General features: G+C 63.5%; 16 protein-coding genes and 1 pseudogene. 9 read left to right on the plus strand and 8 right to left on the minus strand.

All coding sequences use genetic code 11. The annotated features are described in order from the left end of the window. Positions 1–121: 121 nt before the first annotated feature. Positions 122–415: a hypothetical protein gene (locus tag K2Y56_RS01215; RefSeq protein ID WP_292504006.1), complete on the minus strand. Its 294-nt coding sequence runs from the start codon at positions 413–415 to the stop codon at positions 122–124. Between the two features lie 409 nt (positions 416–824). Between K2Y56_RS01215 and K2Y56_RS01220 the strand changes: the two genes are divergently transcribed. The 3 genes from K2Y56_RS01220 to K2Y56_RS01230 all read left to right on the plus strand — a co-directional run bounded on the left by K2Y56_RS01220 (position 825) and on the right by K2Y56_RS01230 (position 3112). Beyond that, entirely contained in the window at positions 825–974 is a 150-nt protein-coding gene (locus K2Y56_RS01220) for a hypothetical protein (protein WP_292504008.1), read from the plus strand. Then, the gene (locus K2Y56_RS01225; RefSeq protein WP_292504011.1) at positions 971–1465 is read left to right on the plus strand and encodes an HD domain-containing protein; all 495 of its coding nucleotides are present in this window, start codon (positions 971–973) and stop codon (positions 1463–1465) included. Before K2Y56_RS01220 ends, K2Y56_RS01225 begins: the two co-directional genes overlap by 4 nt. A gap of 438 nt (positions 1466–1903) precedes the next feature. Then, the gene (locus tag K2Y56_RS01230; protein ID WP_292504013.1) at positions 1904–3112 is read left to right on the plus strand and encodes an AI-2E family transporter; all 1209 of its coding nucleotides are present in this window, start codon (positions 1904–1906) and stop codon (positions 3110–3112) included. A 310-nt stretch (positions 3113–3422) separates the two neighbouring features. On the opposite strand, the gene K2Y56_RS01235 is transcribed toward K2Y56_RS01230, so the two are convergent. The 3 genes from K2Y56_RS01235 to K2Y56_RS01245 all read right to left on the minus strand — a co-directional run bounded on the left by K2Y56_RS01235 (position 3423) and on the right by K2Y56_RS01245 (position 6538). Next, complete coding sequence (locus tag K2Y56_RS01235) at positions 3423–4637, minus strand: matrixin family metalloprotease (protein WP_292504015.1); 1215 nt, start codon at positions 4635–4637, stop codon at positions 3423–3425. A 162-nt stretch (positions 4638–4799) separates the two neighbouring features. Next, positions 4800–6089, minus strand: a complete 1290-nt coding sequence (locus K2Y56_RS01240) for a Y-family DNA polymerase (protein ID WP_292504018.1) — start codon at positions 6087–6089, stop codon at positions 4800–4802. Beyond that, positions 6086–6538: a S24 family peptidase gene (locus K2Y56_RS01245; RefSeq protein WP_292504019.1), complete on the minus strand. Its 453-nt coding sequence runs from the start codon at positions 6536–6538 to the stop codon at positions 6086–6088. Before K2Y56_RS01245 ends, K2Y56_RS01240 begins: the two co-directional genes overlap by 4 nt. 121 nt (positions 6539–6659) lie before the next feature. Here K2Y56_RS01245 and K2Y56_RS01250 point away from each other — a divergent pair, with 121 nt between their 5' ends. The 6 genes and pseudogenes from K2Y56_RS01250 (at position 6660) to K2Y56_RS01275 (ending at position 9408) form a co-directional block, all read left to right on the plus strand. Continuing rightward, complete coding sequence (locus K2Y56_RS01250; protein WP_292504020.1) at positions 6660–6914, plus strand: hypothetical protein; 255 nt, start codon at positions 6660–6662, stop codon at positions 6912–6914. A 29-nt stretch (positions 6915–6943) separates the two neighbouring features. Further along, positions 6944–7222 (plus strand): adenylosuccinate synthase, encoded by a 279-nt coding sequence (locus K2Y56_RS01255; protein WP_292504023.1) that lies wholly within the window; start codon positions 6944–6946, stop codon positions 7220–7222. Between the two features lie 307 nt (positions 7223–7529). Next, positions 7530–7886 (plus strand): annotated as a pseudogene (gene rsgA / locus K2Y56_RS01260) (GTPase RsgA); the annotation flags it as partial. Positions 7887–7941: 55 nt separating this feature from the next. Then, on the plus strand, positions 7942–8127 hold the full coding sequence (locus K2Y56_RS01265) for a hypothetical protein (protein WP_292504025.1): 186 nt from the start codon (positions 7942–7944) through the stop codon (positions 8125–8127). Between the two features lie 302 nt (positions 8128–8429). After that, a complete protein-coding gene (parA, locus tag K2Y56_RS01270) occupies positions 8430–9086 on the plus strand; it encodes a ParA family partition ATPase (protein ID WP_292504028.1) in 657 nt (218 codons plus the stop codon). Positions 9087–9222: 136 nt separating this feature from the next. Beyond that, positions 9223–9408, plus strand: coding sequence for a ribbon-helix-helix domain-containing protein (locus K2Y56_RS01275; RefSeq protein WP_292504029.1), 186 nt, complete (start codon positions 9223–9225; stop codon positions 9406–9408). 442 nt (positions 9409–9850) lie between these two features. On the opposite strand, the gene K2Y56_RS01280 is transcribed toward K2Y56_RS01275, so the two are convergent. The 4 genes from K2Y56_RS01280 to K2Y56_RS01295 form a co-directional block, all read right to left on the minus strand. After that, entirely contained in the window at positions 9851–10033 is a 183-nt protein-coding gene (locus K2Y56_RS01280; RefSeq protein WP_292504032.1) for a hypothetical protein, read from the minus strand. Between the two features lie 135 nt (positions 10034–10168). Next, positions 10169–12142 carry a cellulose synthase catalytic subunit gene (locus K2Y56_RS01285; protein ID WP_292504035.1) on the minus strand — a complete coding sequence of 658 codons (1974 nt, stop codon included), beginning with the start codon at positions 12140–12142 and terminating at the stop codon, positions 10169–10171. 8 nt (positions 12143–12150) lie between these two features. Further along, positions 12151–13407, minus strand: coding sequence for a hypothetical protein (locus K2Y56_RS01290; protein WP_292504038.1), 1257 nt, complete (start codon positions 13405–13407; stop codon positions 12151–12153). Then, positions 13404–14984 (minus strand): HlyD family efflux transporter periplasmic adaptor subunit, encoded by a 1581-nt coding sequence (locus K2Y56_RS01295; protein WP_292504040.1) that lies wholly within the window; start codon positions 14982–14984, stop codon positions 13404–13406. Before K2Y56_RS01295 ends, K2Y56_RS01290 begins: the two co-directional genes overlap by 4 nt. Positions 14985–16150 lie beyond the last annotated feature (1166 nt).

Here is a 16150-nt window from a genome sequence, read left to right on the forward strand (position 1 = left end):
GGCGGCTTACGCACGCCGCTACTGCAGGCGCAGGTGCAGGAATCCTTCGTCAGGTATCTCTGTGGGCATGTGGGCAAGCGGTCCGGCCTGCATGGCCGCCGGCAGGCATGTGGTTGAAGGTCTAAGTGAGCGATGCAAGGCCGATGGCGATCATTCCGCCGATGATCAGGACCAGAACACCCATGACCTCACCGGCATGCGATAATGTGCGCCTGACCGGCGCGACCCCCTGGCGGGACGGCTTCTCGCGCGGGAAGTCGAGGTTGAGGTAGAGCGCCATGCCGAAAGCTCGCACCAGCACAGCCGCGTCCGTGATGTCACCGGCGCGATGTGCCAGCGCAGGTGCCGGAGTATGGCGAGTGCGCTGAAATGCGTGGAAGGGCATCGCCACAAGGCGGGCCAGGGCCTCGCACATTCAGGCGTGACGCTGGATCACCAGGGCATCGGGCGCTACCTGCCGGACGCTCGAGGCCGGTACATGGGTATCGATCGCCGCGAAAGCGGGATCGAGGTGAAAAGGGGCCTGTTCGATCGTTGCCGTGATCGGTGTCCTCCGGGGCTAAAGGACGTCGGGAGAATGGAAGGCGCGGCGGGCTGGCTCAGGCGCCGAGAAGATCGGGCGCTGGGTCCACCGCCGTGATCGGATAGCTCGGGTTTGCGGGCTCGCAGGCTTGCAGGCGATTTATCTTGTGGGCCTGTGGGCAAATGGGATTGACGGCAGTGTGAAGCGTTAAGGCTTGCGGCCTTGGCGAGCTGCCACGTGCCTTCGAGCGCCGCTGACTGGCAGACCCCCATCCTCACTAGTGGCCTGACCACGGTCCTTGGTGGGCAAGGGCTACGCGATTGATCTCCTCGCTGCAGTGTCGGCCAGCCAGTTCGCGCCCGGCATTGTCAAAGACCCTGAGATCAAGGAAGCTTCAGAGCGTAGCGCGGTCCCTACCGCGATCCTGCTGGCGATGCCGGTGAAGGCATGACTTCGATCTTCGACGCGCATAGCCTCGCGATCCGCGCGCATGCGGGGCAGGTCGACAAGGGCGGGCAACCCTACATCCGGCACCTGGAACGGGTTGCCAACGCCGCCGCGGCGCGAGCGGGGCACGCAAGGTCCGTAAACCGGATAGACGTCGACCCGATGATGGTCATGCAGGCGGCGCTCCTTCACGATGTTCTCGAGGATACCGCAACGACAGCTGGCGACCTGACGGCCGCTGGTTTCGGCGACGAGGTACTGGCGATGGTCCTCCTGTTGACCAAGCCGAAGCAGAAGATCCCCTATTCCGAGGCGATTGATCGGATCATTGAGAGCAACAACCTCGGCGCCATCCTGATCAAGATGTCGGATAACGAGGACAACCTCAGCCCGCATCGGACCCTGCCGAATGGTGAGGCACTCGCCGCGCGCTACCGCACCGCATTTGGCCGTCTGACGGATGCAGCCGGCGCGCTGGGCTACACGGGTGGATGACGGCGTAAGGCGGCGCTTCTCCAATCTCCACCCGAGGCCGGGAATCGGAAGCACCTTCGTCCCGGCTGCTCCGTTGACGGCGGCGTCGAACGCCTGGGATCGGCTCCAGCGGTTCTGTTCCAGGCGGTCTCTGCGGCCCTCTGTATCCATATCGGAGGGGCAATCGGCGCGCGGTTGGGGTGGTGGCGAGGGGAGGCTGTCGGCACCTCGCCCAGCGAGACCGTGCACCGGCGGTCTGCCCATCTCAAATGTAATCGCCCGTCCTTGCACGACGGCCCTGGTTCTGGGGTTCCGCGCTCGGTGTACGAACTGACGCTTCCTGCCAGAGGCCAGCGAAGTTTGTCAGCCGAAGCTGGACTCATCCGATCTCAGGCCTCAGTGCCTTCCCTGCCATGAATCGCTCGGCAGAACCCGAGGGAACGGTAGGAAGCTTGATCGATGCAGGACGCCCACACGACGCGAGAGGCCATCGGGCCACAGCCCGGAAGATGGTCGCTGGCGGTCTCAGGTATTGCCATCGTATGCTTCGTCGCGCTCCTGGCCCTGGCCTGGCTATCGGCCTCGACCCTCTTCCTGATCTTCGCCGGCATCCTGCTTGCGGTGTTCCTCGACGGTCTGACCCGCATCCTCGGGTCGGTGCTCGCGCTTCGTCGGGGCCTGCGGCTCGGCGTCGTCACCCTGGGTCTTGGTGGGCTTTGTGTAGGCCTCGTAGGCTATGGCGGCGCCATGGTGGTGCAGCAGACCCGTGATCTGGGGCAAACGGTCCAGGAGCAGTCCGGCACAGTGCGTGACTGGCTCAAGAGCTACGGCATCGACTCGCCGGCCTTGGAGGGGCTCGGGACCCAGAAGCCCGACACCACTCCCAAGGAGCCGCCCAAACCGCAAGCCGACGAGGATGCGACATCGCAGAACGCGCCGGCGGCCGAAGGCCCTGCCTCAAACGAAGGCAAGCCCTCAGGCGATCGCAAGCCGCAGAGTGAGACAGCGGCGGGCGCATCGATCCCAAGTGCAAGCAGCATCCTCGGGCCGGCATCGAACGTGATCCTTGCCTTGTTCAATGCCCTCGGCAACGTCCTCGTCATCGTCTTCCTGGGCATCGCCTGCGCTGCCGATCCCGGCACCTATCGCGACGGCTTGTTGCGGTTCATACCGCCCCAGCATCGCCCGCGCGGCACCATGGTGCTCGATGGCATGGGCGAGACCCTGCGCCGTTGGCTGTTCGGCCAGCTCATCACGATGGTGGCCATCTTCCTATGCACCTGGGCTGGCCTCGCGGTGCTCGGAATTGGAGGAGCGCTGATTCTCGGCCTTCAAGCCGGGCTGCTGGCCTTCATCCCGACGATCGGCCCGCTCGTCGCCGGCGTCGTGATCGTTCTGGCAAGCCTTGCCTCGGGCACGAGCGCCGCGCTGGGTGCGATCGGCGTCTACGTGGCGGTGCAGACGCTGGAGACCTATGGGCTGACACCCTTCATCCAGAAGCGGGCGCTCGACATCCCGGAGGCGACGATCTTTGCGGGCCAGCTGCTCCTTGGCGTCCTGTTCGGGCTCTGGGGTGTCGCTCTTGCCCTGCCCCTGATCGCGGTCATCAAGGTGCTCCTCGATCAGCTCTACATCGAGGAGACACTGCACGAGGACGTGAAGACCTGAGATGCTGGTGCCGGCGGCGCTCGTTTTCGTTTGGGCATCCTTCTCATGAGCTCATCCCCGGGCACGGTATCGCGGCTGCGCTGGGCACCGTCATGGCGGACTCGACGCCGACGACTTTCCGTACGGGCGAGGGCTACGCGACCGATCTCCGCGCCGCTGCGTCCGACAGCCCGTTCGCTTTCGGCATGATGGTGAACCCGCATTCGAAGCGCTCGGCGCTTCGGTCGGCGATCCTGCTGGCCAGGCAAACCGACGTGAGCCGGCGTATCGTTGCTTCGCGCTTGCAACGATACGCAGGTGGTGCCGCTACTCAGATAAGCAGGACGCCCTCGTAGGTGTCGTGGTGATCGAACGGATTGAGACTGGCAGGTGGGCCGGCCTCGTATACGCCGTCCTCGTGCACAGCCTCCGCCGGGCGACCATCGCTGCCGATCTGGGCCACGATGAAGCTCGGGCCTTCCAACACCCATCCAGGGCCGGCTTTACCCGCCAGGATGCCAATGGATTCGCTGCCGTTCGAGTAGTGGTGCATTTTGGATTGCGTATTGAAGAACCGATCGAGTACCAGCGCGTCCGGGGTTCCAGCCGCCGATGCGAAAGCTTGGAAAGCCACCCCTTCGTACTGGTAGGTCGGCAGCGTGCGGATTACCTGGTCGCGCTCAGCCTCGCTCGACGTGAAAAAGTGGGCCTGCGTCGCGGTATTGTAGAACCGGAAGACGTCGATCGTACCGGCCCCGTCGTCCGGAACTTCGAAGGCGACACCCTCGTAGGCGTAATGGGGGATCGTTCGCATGATCTGGTCGCGCTCGACAGCACTCGCCGTGTAAAAATGGTCTTGCGTGTTTGTGTCGTAGAAGCGGAAGACCGGATCAGTCAGGTCCTCCAGAGGTGGGCTTACGGCGGTCGGAACGACGGGCGTGCTCGGTATGGAGGCGCCCGTCGGTGGCGAGATCGGGATCGCCGCTGGTGTGGGGCTCGCGCTAAACCCGGTTGCGGCATCGAAGGCCGGGGCGCCCATCCGAGAACCGTAGACGGCTTGTGCCGCCTGGATATCATGTTGCGTCAAGCCATAGAGGTTGGTGTTGATCGTCGGGTTCATGACCATCTTGGCGGCCGTCGAATGATCGATACCGATCGCGTGGCCGATCTCGTGCAGGGCGACGAGGTAGAAGTCCACGCCGCGGGCGGATTGGACATCATTGCCGCTGACGCGCCAGCCCTCGTCGGCATCGAACCGCACGGAGCCCCGCACGTATTCGGGGTCGCGGCCAAGGGTGTAGGACGTGCTCGCCCAGGCGAGCACGTTTGAGGCGCCATCAATCGAGGCGTTGCTGAAAGTGATCTCCGCACCCGCGCCCGGAGCGACCCGCTGGAAGCTGATGTTGGCGTAGGTGGACCAACTCAAGAAGGCGTTCGCGATGTCGGACGTGAAGAAGCTTGGTATGGTCGAGTCGACCGCCCAGGTTACGTTGGCGATGGCATCGCCATAATCCCAGCGCTGTCCGAAAAGGGTGTAAGCAGGCATGTTCCCGACCGCTGACGCTTGGTTTGATAAACGTCATCTCCGGGGCGAATCTGCTAATGAGTTCTTAAAGCCAGATCACGCTTACTGATTGAGGTTATCAATAGATTTGGCGCATCCAAGATACCTGTCGTTCTTGAGGGAACCAAAATTGCTGGGTTTGGATTAGGCGACGGCTGTCGGCAGCTCCCTGATTTGCGTCGTGTAGCGCGGGGAGCGCATCTCGAACTTCGTCGACCATGTCCGCTTCGCCTGCAGCCCGGCCCGCGCCGGCACCACGCTGCCGCGGCCGAAGCGAGCGTTGCAGGCATCCATCGCGGCCATCAACGGTCCACTGCGCTCGCGGTCGAGCTGACCGATCAGCGCCCGCGGACTGTCGTCGAGTAGCTTCAGATCGGTGGTGATGACTCCCGCCTTCGAGTAGCGCCACGGCCGCTCGCCCTGGTCGCGCCAGGTCCTGGCGATGCCGTGCCGGGCCGCAGCGATAAGGGCCAGCGTGTCGTTGGTCGCTTCCGGCAGCGTCACAGTGGTAGAGACAGAGCGCATCGGCGCACCGTGGTCGTGGGTGCTGGTGTGGTAGAAGACGGAGACATGGGTCGTGCAGAGGCCGCCGCGCCGCAGCTTCTCGCCGAGCCGGGTGGCGTGCGTGGCCACCGCCTGCTCCAGGACCTCGCGCTCTGTGACGCGGGCAGAGAACGAGCGCGTGACCGCACAGCCCTTGCGCTGTGCCGGCATCAGCTCGAGCGGCAGGCATGACAGCCCGCGCAACTCGTGGATGATGCGCTCGCCCACCACTGTCATGGCCTTGCGCACCGGGCGGGGGTCGAGGTCGCGCAGGTCCGCCACCGTGTCGACGCCCATGGCTTCGAGCTTGCCCAGGGAGGCCCTGCCGATGCCCCAGACTTCTTCGACCGAGATGCGGCATAGCCAATGATCGTAGGCCACCGGATCGGTCAGGTCGCAGACGCCGTCGAGGTCCGGCACCTTCTTGGCGATGTGGTTGGCGAGCTTGGCCAGCGTCTTCGTCGGGCCGATGCCAATGCAGGTCGGGATACCCGTCCAGGCTCGCACCGTCGCACGTAGATCGCGGGCGAGTTCGAGACGCCGAGCCGGTTGGACGTCCGAGAGGTCGAGGAAGCTCTCGTCGATGGAGTAGATCTCCACCCTGGGTGCAAAGTCGCGATAGACCGCGTTCGTGCGAGCGCTCATGTCGCCGTAGAGGGTGTAGTTCGAGGAGAACACCCGCACGCCTTGCTGCTTGCACAGGTCCCGGATCTTGAACCAGGGCTCGCCCATGCGGATGCCGAGCGCCTTGGCCTCGCTGGTGCGGGCGATGGCGCAGCCATCGTTGTTGGACAGGACGATCACGGGCACGCGCGCAAGCTTCGGGTCGAACACCCGCTCACAGGAGCAGTAGAAGCTGTTTCCGTCGATGAGCGCGATCGCGCGGCTCATCGCACCAGCCCGGCCCTGGCGATGTGCCAGCGGATCGAGAAGCGCACCACGCCCCAGATCTCGCCCTCGACCATCTCCTCGACGGCAAAGGCAGGCATGTCCGAGTTGTCGAAGGTGAGACGCGGCCGCCCGTCCTCGAACACCAGGCGCTTGAGGCTCATCGTGCCATCGACGATCGCCACGACGACGCTGCGATGGATGGGGGTCAGGCTGCGGTCGGTCACGGCAAGATCGCGATCGAAGATGCCGGCCCCGCGCATCGAGTCACCTGCGATGTTCCAGGCGAAGGTGGCGGGCGGGTTCGGCGCCAGCCAGCGCGGCAGCTCCAGCGCGCCTTCGAGGAAGTCGTCGGCCGGAGACGGGAAGCCTGCGCACAGCGCCGGGCCCATGATCGGGATGGAGATCAGGTCATCGGACCTCAGGTCCTCGATCCGATAAAGGCCCGCCATGCGCTCCGATCCATGCTAGAACGGACCAAGAACAAGCAGGCGTGTCGGTTCCGGTCAAGCGTGCCGTCGGGCTTGTGGATAGCGGGGACAGCGCTGGGCTGTCTCGAACGAGAGAGCGGCCATGACGATCAAGACGACGTTCCTCGTCCAGACCTTCACGGTCCAGCGCAAGCGCCTGGTGCCGGGAGACCGCGAGGTCTCGCCGACTGAGAGTGGCGCGCTCAAGAAGGCCGAGGCCATGGCCGGCCGCGTGCCCGGCACCGCAGCGCTGCGGGTGATGGCAGACGACGAGACCGGCGAACTCGAAGGTGTCATTATCCTCGGCCAGTTCGGCGAAGTGCCGGAGGATTTTGCCGAAAGCTTGCAGGGTAGCTGAGCAGCACATTCGCACACCAGGAAACCGGCATGGCATTCAAGACAAAATCAGCTTCAGAGACGAAGGCCATGGATTTGGCCTCCGCACTCATCCGGATCGCCGACCGGGAGGGCGCGCCGCTTCACGTCGGCGTCGACCAGCTCCGGCAGAGCAATCCGCGCCTGACGCCGCTCGCGATCGGCCAGACGTTCCGAAAACACCGTGACAGCCTCGACGCTGCCTTGGCGACGCGCGGTTACGTCCTCGTCGACTATGCCGACCAGGGACCGGGCCGGGGGATGGAATTTGAGATCGCGGCGGACGAGTAGCGTGCGTCGAGGACATCCACATCGAGTTCCTGAGAGATCAAGCCGCTCGCTCGAATTCCCTGTCGCTTGGCAGCCTGGGATGGTGCGATTTCTTCGAAGACCATCGTGAGCCCAACGAGGCTGCACGCGAGGCTAGCCGGATCGCCACGGGTTCACCGTTCTCGCCTGACAGCCTTGGCTCCTACCGGGCTCGTCACGCTGCTGCTCCCGGTTCAACCCAAACTCGGCGAGTTCGAAGTAGGCGATCGGGTGCTCGTCGATCCGGAAACTCAAACCCTGCACCGCCGGTCCGGGTCAGGAGCGGCTCCAGGAGACCGGCGGCATTCGCGAGCACGACGCCAAAGGACGCCACACCACGACATCGCGGTCCCTGCACGCCATTGCCGGCGGCGGCTGGGTCATCGACACGCCGGGGATGCGCACGCTGCACGTGAGCGACGCCGCGGAGGGGATCGAGACCTTGTTCGCTGAGGTCACCGAGCTTGCGCCCTCGTGCCGGTTTCGCGACTGCACGCACGCCCACGAGCCCGGCTGCGCGGTGCAGGCCGCCGTCGCCGAAGGATCGCTGGACCCTGAGCGCCTGACACGCTGGCGCAAACTCCTCAAAGAGAACCGCGACAACACTCCGGTCGTCAGCGGGCCACGCAATGGCAAGAAACGATGACCGACCCGGCGATCCGACGAGACTGACCACCGGCAAACCCGCTCCGGCTGTCATCATGGTAGAGCCGCCACATGCGCTCCCTGCCCTTCTCGCTTTCCTGCTCCTGACGACGCCCCATCTCGCCGAGCCGATCGTCGGTCGCGCCTCGGTCTGCGGCCGCTTTACTCCCTGGATCATCATGGTCAGCGTCACAGATGCGGCGATGTACCGGGCCATGCGCTACCACAGTCGGAGGACCTGACTCATAACTCCGCCATCGCCGCCTTCAGCGATGGCGTTACGCTTGCCGCCTCCCCTCCCTCCGATCTCGATCCTTCCTGAAGCATGCCCACAAGCAGTCAAGCCTGCGTCCCCTCTCGTGGGCCTGTCTGCTTGCCTTCCGAGATCCAGTAATTCATCGATAGCGGGCGTCTCCCTCCACACCATCGCGACCCGCCGAATGACAAGCGGTTTGCATGAGGCCGGGATTGCGGAATGGACACCTTGGGCTTAGGGATGCCAACCTGTGGGCAGGCGGGCTAGCCATCATGCGGGAAAGCTGACGTGCGGACGATTGCGGTCATCAGTCAGAAAGGCGGGGCTGGGAAATCCACCCTCGCCGTACACCTCGCGGTTGCGGCGCATCTCGGCGGGCACCGCTGCGCGATCGTCGATCTCGATCCACAGGCTACGGCAAGGAAATGGGGCGACAAGCGCCAGGCTGACGGGCCGGAAGTCGTGGGCGACCATGCCGAGCGCCTGCCTCAGCTCGTCGACGCAGCCCGGTCCAACGGCGCAGACCTTCTCGTCATTGACACGGCGCCGAACGCAGACCGCGCGTCATTGACCGCCGCAAGGGCGGCCGACCTCATCCTCATCCCCTGCCGACCGGCGGCTTTCGACCTCGAGGCCATCGAGGCAACGCGCGATCTGGCGGTCATTGCCAAAAAGCCGGCTTGGGTTGTGCTCTCATCGGCCCCGGTCCGAAGCGCCATTGTGGAAGAGGCCAGGCGTGGGCTCGAGGCGAGTGGCGCCCAGGTGGCGCCCCAGACGATCCATCAGCGTGTGGCCTACTCCTATGCCGTCATCGATGGACGGTCCGCCTCCGAATACGAACCGGAGGGAAAGGCCGCGGAGGAAGTCGCGGCCCTGTTTAGATGGGCAAGCCAACAGGTGGGCCTGCCCACAGGCGGGAAGTCCCGCAGGAAAGCAAAGGTTTGAGATGACGAAGCGCCCGAGCCTGTTCAGCAGCAAGCCGGCGGCTTCCCCGGCTGACGTGCCAAGCCAATCCGATGAGGCGCGGGCAGCCATGACGGCGATGTCCGTGGCTTCGACGGCTCCTGGGATCCGAGAAGCCATGACGGGCAAGTATCCCAAGGCCAGCACCCGAGAGGGCAAGCGCGTGGTGACCGCCTACGTCTCGCCCGAAGCGTTTCGACAGCTCAAGCGCATCGCGGCCGACGAGGACCTGCAGCAGCAGGATTTGCTCATCGAGGGCATCAATGCCGTGTTCGAAAGACGCGGGTTGTCCAGGATCGCGTAGGGATCAGCAGCGAAGGCTTTCAGACGCGGCATGGGTCCGGCTTCTTAAGAAGCGTGCCGGCGGAAGTTGGGCAAAGGTAGCTTTCCGTTGCTTTATCCCGGACACTCAGATGTCCTCTGCCGTTCGGCAAGCGCCAACACCTCGCCTCGTATGGGCGCCAAGTCGCGGTTGCCGCCGTTGGGACTACCTCATGTGCGGCGTCGGGCAGGCCTTGAGGCAGGCCTTTCAGCCGATCTACGGTGAGCCTTCGGATCGGATGATGACAGCGCTCGCAATGCCGAAGAATTCGAGCGTAAGCAGCGCTAAGACCCAGGTTCAAGTAGTGCCGATGCCGGACGCCAGGTGAGCGTTGGGCTGGGCGCTGAATGATCACTCGGTAGATCGAGCGGTCAGCCGCTGATTGGGACTGAACCTCGAGAACCGGGCTGAAGCTTGATGCTGCCTACATGTGCTCGCCCGGATCGGAACTTGCTACCAACTGCTCGGCCTCGAGGGTCGTGTAGCCCTCCAGCCAGTCGGCGCTCTCCTGCGATCCTGCCGGATAGGGGTTGGCGGAAACGGGTTGCCCGTCCTCTCTGGCGGCACTTCCTTCCAGCCAGATCTTGTTTGAAACGACCACGGTCATGGGTGCACCTCCTGTTGCCATGAAACGGTCCATCTGGATGATTGTTCGCCAGTGTCCGGATGGCTTGCGCCTGATCCAGGAGCGCTGGCTGCATCTCAGATGAGAGTGCGACGCGGTTTCCGTGACGTCGTGCCGTTAGTGCGCGCGAAAGCAGCGGTGGATCAGCCCTTGTATTGCAACTCGTAGATTCCCCGTCCGGGCAATAGAGTCGCTAGCTGTCGTGAACAGCCGAAGAATCAGGCTATGCCGCTGAATTCGATTGGGTTCCAGGCGCAGGGTCTGTGTTCCATTCATCATGACGGCGAGGCGTGCGGTGATCCAGCCGGCCGGCTCGATCTGTATTTGCAGCGCGTCTCCGGCAGCAAAGGTGTGGGGCGGAGCATCTAGACGAAGCCGGGCTGTCTCCATGCCGAGGCTCGTCAGGACGGCGTCATAGCAGATGCCGCCCGAACGCACGCGAACCGACTCCTCCGCGACAAACTCTTCTGCCGTCCGCGGGCGCTCAAAACAGACGAGAAAGGCGACGAAGGTGAACAGCATGGCGACGCCCGCCCAGACAAGATTGAAGTAGTCGAGCGGCGAAATCTCATTCGCTACGTATGGCGACACGAACGACCACAGGATCGAGGCGCCGGAAAGCAGTGCGATTCCGCCGAACCCGGCCGCCATCTGCCAGCGGACCTGGGAAACAGAGCGGTCTCCGCCCTTGTCGGTCACCTTGAACGGTCTGCCGAACGGTCTCATCGCCGCCGAGATGAGGGTGACGGTGATCGGCAGGGCCGTCATGATGTGGGTCACTTCCATGAACAGTGGAAGCGTGCGTTTGCCCGAAACCCAGCCGCTATAGGTCCATAGGGCGAGAAGCGCAGGCAGGCCGTAGCGCAGGAACGACAGATAGTCGGCATAGAAGGCCGGCATGTCGAGAAACCAATAGATCGATGGCGCAACCAGCATCAGGACGATGAAAGGCTTGCACAGCCAGTTCAGCACGCCGTGCAGGTAATGCAGCCGCTCGATCATCGTATAACCACGACCTCGGAACGGACCTCCCTTGAGGAGTGCCACCTGCATGGTGCCGAGGCACCAGCGCGTCCGCTGCGTGATGTATTCCGGCAGACCTTCGGCAGAGAGGCCGGCGCTGAGGCGCTCGTTGAGCCAATGCGTTTTATATCCGTGGCGCATCAGCGAATAGGACAGGTTGATGTCTTCGCAGATCGCATCGTCGGGAAAACCGCCCATTGCGGTCACACGGTCGCGGCGGACGAGGAAAGATGTTCCGACGCAGAAGGCGCAGCCCCAGGCGTCCTTCGCCGGCTGGAACACATCGAAGAAGATGCGTTGGTCGTCGACCCAAGCCTCGGAGGCCATGAGGTTGTGCTGGATGGGGTCGGCGTTGAAGAAGAATTGCGGCGTCTGGACTACGGCGGCGCGTTCGTCGTGGAACAGGCCGACGGCGCGTCGCAGGATGTTCGGGGCGATCGCAAAATCGGCGTCGAGGACCAGGATGATCGGTGCGTTGGTAAATCCCGCCGTCTGGGTCAGGGCATTGTTGAGGTTGCCCGCCTTTGCTCCCTTGTTATCCGGCCGCGTCACATAGCGGGCGCCGACCTCGTTGCAGAAATCCTTGAGCCAGCCGCGCCTTGTATCGTCGCAGACCCACACGGTGGCGTTGGGATAATCCACCGCAAGGGCAGGAATGATCGACTTCTCGACCACGTCCAGGGGCTCGTTGTAGGTGCAGATGAAGATGTCGACCGCGGGCCAGTCGCCGCTCGCCGTCAGCTTGGCCTCTTCGCGGTCGGCCTCCGCCGAGCGATCCTTGAACCGGATCAGGATCACGATCGACATCAGTGTGTAGACGATCGCGATCATTTCGAAGGCGAAGAACAGATAGGGCCAGAGCTTGCCGAGTTCGGGTTCCAGGCGCGGCAGGGTGTCGTGCCAACGCCAAGCGGCGTAGCAGAGGATGAACACCGCCGTCGTCGCGCCGAACAGGAGGCGCGCGGCCGCGCTGGCACGATCGAGCAGCCCCGCCATCACGAGGAGGCCGATGAAGATGCCGAGATCAGTCGTGAGAACGGAAAAGACGTCCTGTGGCGCTTCGAACATCGCGTCGGCTACTCCACGACTTTCCCGGTGAATGGATTCCGGCCCGTGGCCGCCAGAACACCCCAGGCCGTAGCCCCGAGATGCGGCCGCCGGAAGTAGAAGAAGTCCGCGCCGACGCTCGCAGGGCCGATGGCGATGCCCGTGGTCAGCCGCTCGACGCTCGACGCAAACAGGAAGCCGGAGGGCGAGATCTGGCCCATGAGCCCATCGAGCAGCCGTTTCGCATCGTCCTGCTGGCCACTCGCCCGGAGGGTGAGGGCCGCCTGCGCCGTGCCTTCGATCCAAAGACCGTCGCGATCCTCGTTGAAGTCGAACCCGCCGGGCACGCCGAGCCTGCGCTCGGCAAAGTCGAGCGCCCGCGTCCAGGCGGCGGGAGCTCCGGCAACTCCCAGGAGGGGCCAGAGCTGGGTATCGAGGGCCACGTGCTCCGTCCCCTGGAATGCACCCTCGGGTGTGGTGCCGAGACGAAACATGCCGCGGTCGGCGTCGAAGACGGCTCTGAGAAAGTCCGCCGCGAGCGCCGCGGTTCTGGCGTTCTCCGGCTTGCCTTCCAGGCGGTGGAGCCAGGCAGCGACCGCATGGACATCGAGATTGTGCTCGGTGGATTTCCAGCGAAGAGCCGTCTGTGACGGATCGAAGCCATCGACCCCTCCGGAGAATCCGGCGGGGTCGCGCCGATCGGTCGCGTTCGCGGTGATCCACGCGAGCATCCGGCGCGCGCCGATGCGATATCCCGCCTCTGGGATTGCGCCATCGAGGTTGAGCAGCGCCAGCGCCGCCCAGGCGACGTTGCCGGTCGCGGTCCCGTCCTGATAGGGATCCTCAGCCCAGATCTTCTTCTCGGCATCCCACCAGCCTGGCAGAGCGAGGGCGCCCTCCTCGACCGGACCGGCACGGTAGGCGTTGCGCACCCGCCCATCGTGGAACGTGCGGTCGCGTTCGAGCGCCGCCACAAGAGCGTCGCCGATCCGCCGCGCACGATGGAGGTCGCCACAGGCGATCAAGGCGATGGCAGCGAGAGCATTGTCGTAGGTGAAGGCTGATTGGCGCAAAGGCGGCGGCAATTCGGTCTCGCTCGGACCGGGCCGATAGCTCGCGACGAAGAGCGGCCCGCTGCGGCCGCCTCCCCTCCCCGCGGCGCTGGCCTCGACTGTTTCGGCGAGGGCCGAGCAGAGGGGGCCTGCCAGGGCATGGCGCTCTGCCGCCTGCGCGGGCGACAGAATGGCCCCCATGACCGCCGCCAGTGCGAGCCTGACGCTCCTCAATGGGTGTTCTCCGCACGGCGTTCCCTGGGATAGGCTGCTCGAGCCGCCTGATCCTCACGATCGGGGGCTGCCTTGGACACAAGGGCTTTGAGACCGTTCGAGAGGGTATCGGCTGCCTGGGAGGCGCCGTTCGACAACGAGCGCCAGACTTGCCTGGCCTCCTGCGAACTCGCCCCCCGCACCAGCGCGTCCGAGACCGACCGAACGGCATCGCGAGTTCCGGTCGCGACCCGGGTCCAGCCTTCCTTCGCCTCCGGACCGGTGAAGCCCGACGCAATCGCCTTCCAGGCTACGGATGCCGAGGGAATCCAGCCGTTCTCGCGGGTGATCGTCACCCATTGACCCACGGAACATGGGCTCGTGCGGCTCGCTGCCTTAAACCGATCCTGAAGTGCGGGCGCTTCGCGTGCCTCCAAGCTAACGAGGACATACATCTCTCGCCGCTCGGTCTGCGGGAAGGGCACGGCGTATTGCTGATCAGTCTTTTCGCTGGTCTTCGGGAGAATTTCGCTGACTCGGCCTTGTTGCGGCGCTTCGTTCCCGCCCATCGAGATCGTCACGGGTGTGCCGACCGCCAGGTCCTGAGCCTGGCGATACGAGAAGATTCCCACCGCAAAAGCCTGGTCGCAATCGACCAGCGTCGCGACCGAATCGCCGGCGCTGACGTGACGACCTTGCGCCACGCCAAGACTCAAAACGACGCCGCCGTTCATGGCACGCATTCTCGCGTCGGTCAGGCTATCGAGCCGCTTCTTCTCGGCGAGAAACAACGATTCCTGGGTTTTCAAGCTCGAGGAGAGTTGCTCCTCCTCGATGGCCAGACGCTGAGCGTCGAAAGCGATGTCGCGGCGTTTCTGGGTGAGCACGGCGAGACTGTTGGATTGGTTGCCGACGAAGATCCCCTTCTTCACCGCGCCGAGTTCGGCGAGCTTCTGGTTGAGCTTTGCCGTCTCCGCATCCTTGTCGAAACCGGCCGCTTCCAACTTGTGCTGGGTCGGGCGCAGCAGATCGACGCTGGCGGTGTTGCGATTGACCATGGCCTGTTGCCGTTCGACCACCGCTCTGGTCGAACGGCCTTCGGCATCGGCTGACGCGACTCGCGCGCGGGCCTCTGAGACTTCCCCCTCAAGCTTTGCGACCGTCTGTTCCGCCTGCCTGCGAATTTCCGTATCGAGAGCCGCCACATAGGCGTTGTCAGAATCCTTCTTCTGCCGAGTGGCCGCCAGCGCACCGCGTAGCTCCTGAGCCTTGCTGTCGAGGGCAATCAGGGTCGTCCGGTCGACACGGCCATTATGGATCTCCGCCACGGCCTCGCCCGGCTGCAGGCGATCGCCGATCGCGGAGGAGATCTCCCTCACTTCTCCGGATATCGGAGCAGTCAGCAGGTTGATGGGCGCATTAATCACCGCCCGGTCGGATTGGTCCGCCAGCAGAGGGGGCAATGTGGCCGTCGTCATCAGGAGCGCGAGAACCGTCGCGACGGAATAAGCCGACAGGCGGATGATCCGCGTATGATATGCCTTCTGTCCGTGCTGCGCTGCGGTAAGACCGGCGTGAGGAGGCTGATTAGAGAGCATATGGCTTATTCCTGGCAGATAGGACGGAGCGTACTCGTGTCGCTATGGTATAGTATGTATTTGATTTTAGTAAATTGATCTATTTATATTGGCTTCTACATATTTATATTTAGCCATTAGAGATATGAAAAATACATAAATAGATAATATTTGCAAATAAAAATATATGGCAATGCTATCTTAATACGCTTACAACGCACGTGTTGCATAGATTTATCATGGTTCTATCGCTGTCTGGCTTACGCTCGGACGTCGGCTGTTTAACGAAGCTGCCTCAACGGCACTGCAATAAAATCGGTTCCAAAAAAGATCCGTCGCTTGGCCTGGGCTTCGCCATGATCGGGTCAGATCGGATATCGAAAAGGCTTCACGATGGAGCGGTGATGAGCGCGTGAACCCATCGTCACGCCATGCGCTCGTCAGCAGTCGGCACCCTCGCGTGCTTGTCATGGCCAACCGATCAAACGGCCCTTGATCGCCATACAGGTATCGTCTAATATGAATTCACTGTATAGTGGCGCCTCATGGCTCAGGGCACGGAGATCGAGTTCGACATCACGGAGAAGCTGACCTGACGTGCGGCCTCCTGAACGTCAGTGGTTGGAAGTGGACGAGAGTACCGCCAATCTGTTTCGGCCTCGTTCCGGAGACTTGCCGCGAGATTATCTGAAGGGATCGCCTCAAGCGCATGATGCATCGATCATCGACGACCCGATAATATCGTCGCCGACGCATCCAGATTAATGGTTTTGCGCGCGATGAGGTGGGAAGATGCACGAGCCTTAAGGTCCTGTTGTGAATTCCCGAGACGTTTTCGTTGGGCGTCCTGCTCAATCCTTAGTACGCACTTTCGAGTCCCACTTCCTGTGCTGATCGGAGTGTTTCAGAGAGCCGTGAAAGCATTCGTTAGCTGGCGTTCATCACACATCTGCCAAAACGTCCCCTGCGGGTTGCCGAATCCCCCTGGAGGTGGCTGACGCGGGAGGTGGCAGGAGAGACGCATGGAAACCGACGACAACTGCTCTGCGACAACACCACTTCCGGCTGAGATCCTCGCCTCCCTCGAAGCACTACCTGCCGAGGCCGAGTTGCCACCGACGGTCCGCGAGCACCTGGGCGCGGAGATGCGAGACTTCTACGCGTCCGTGCTGGCCGAGGAGCCGCCG

The sequence above is a fragment of the Methylobacterium sp. genome (genome assembly GCF_019745455.1).
Taxonomy (GTDB): Bacteria; Pseudomonadota; Alphaproteobacteria; order Rhizobiales; family Beijerinckiaceae; genus Methylobacterium.

Bases quoted from the DNA above. Each gene is read 5' to 3' on its own strand.
- K2Y56_RS01215 (WP_292504006.1), bottom strand. From the start codon at position 415: ATGTGCGAGGCCCTGGCCCGCCTTGTGGCGATGCCCTTCCACGCATTT.
- K2Y56_RS01225 (WP_292504011.1), top strand. From the start codon at position 971: ATGACTTCGATCTTCGACGCGCATAGCCTCGCGATCCGCGCGCATGCG.
- K2Y56_RS01230 (WP_292504013.1), top strand. From the start codon at position 1,904: ATGCAGGACGCCCACACGACGCGAGAGGCCATCGGGCCACAGCCCGGA.
- K2Y56_RS01235 (WP_292504015.1), bottom strand. From the start codon at position 4,637: ATGCCTGCTTACACCCTTTTCGGACAGCGCTGGGATTATGGCGATGCC.
- K2Y56_RS01240 (WP_292504018.1), bottom strand. From the start codon at position 6,089: ATGAGCCGCGCGATCGCGCTCATCGACGGAAACAGCTTCTACTGCTCC.
- K2Y56_RS01245 (WP_292504019.1), bottom strand. From the start codon at position 6,538: ATGGCGGGCCTTTATCGGATCGAGGACCTGAGGTCCGATGACCTGATC.
- K2Y56_RS01250 (WP_292504020.1), top strand. From the start codon at position 6,660: ATGACGATCAAGACGACGTTCCTCGTCCAGACCTTCACGGTCCAGCGC.
- K2Y56_RS01255 (WP_292504023.1), top strand. From the start codon at position 6,944: ATGGCATTCAAGACAAAATCAGCTTCAGAGACGAAGGCCATGGATTTG.
- K2Y56_RS01265 (WP_292504025.1), top strand. From the start codon at position 7,942: ATGGTAGAGCCGCCACATGCGCTCCCTGCCCTTCTCGCTTTCCTGCTC.
- K2Y56_RS01275 (WP_292504029.1), top strand. From the start codon at position 9,223: ATGACGGGCAAGTATCCCAAGGCCAGCACCCGAGAGGGCAAGCGCGTG.
- K2Y56_RS01280 (WP_292504032.1), bottom strand. From the start codon at position 10,033: ATGACCGTGGTCGTTTCAAACAAGATCTGGCTGGAAGGAAGTGCCGCC.
- K2Y56_RS01285 (WP_292504035.1), bottom strand. From the start codon at position 12,142: ATGTTCGAAGCGCCACAGGACGTCTTTTCCGTTCTCACGACTGATCTC.
- K2Y56_RS01295 (WP_292504040.1), bottom strand. From the start codon at position 14,984: ATGCTCTCTAATCAGCCTCCTCACGCCGGTCTTACCGCAGCGCAGCAC.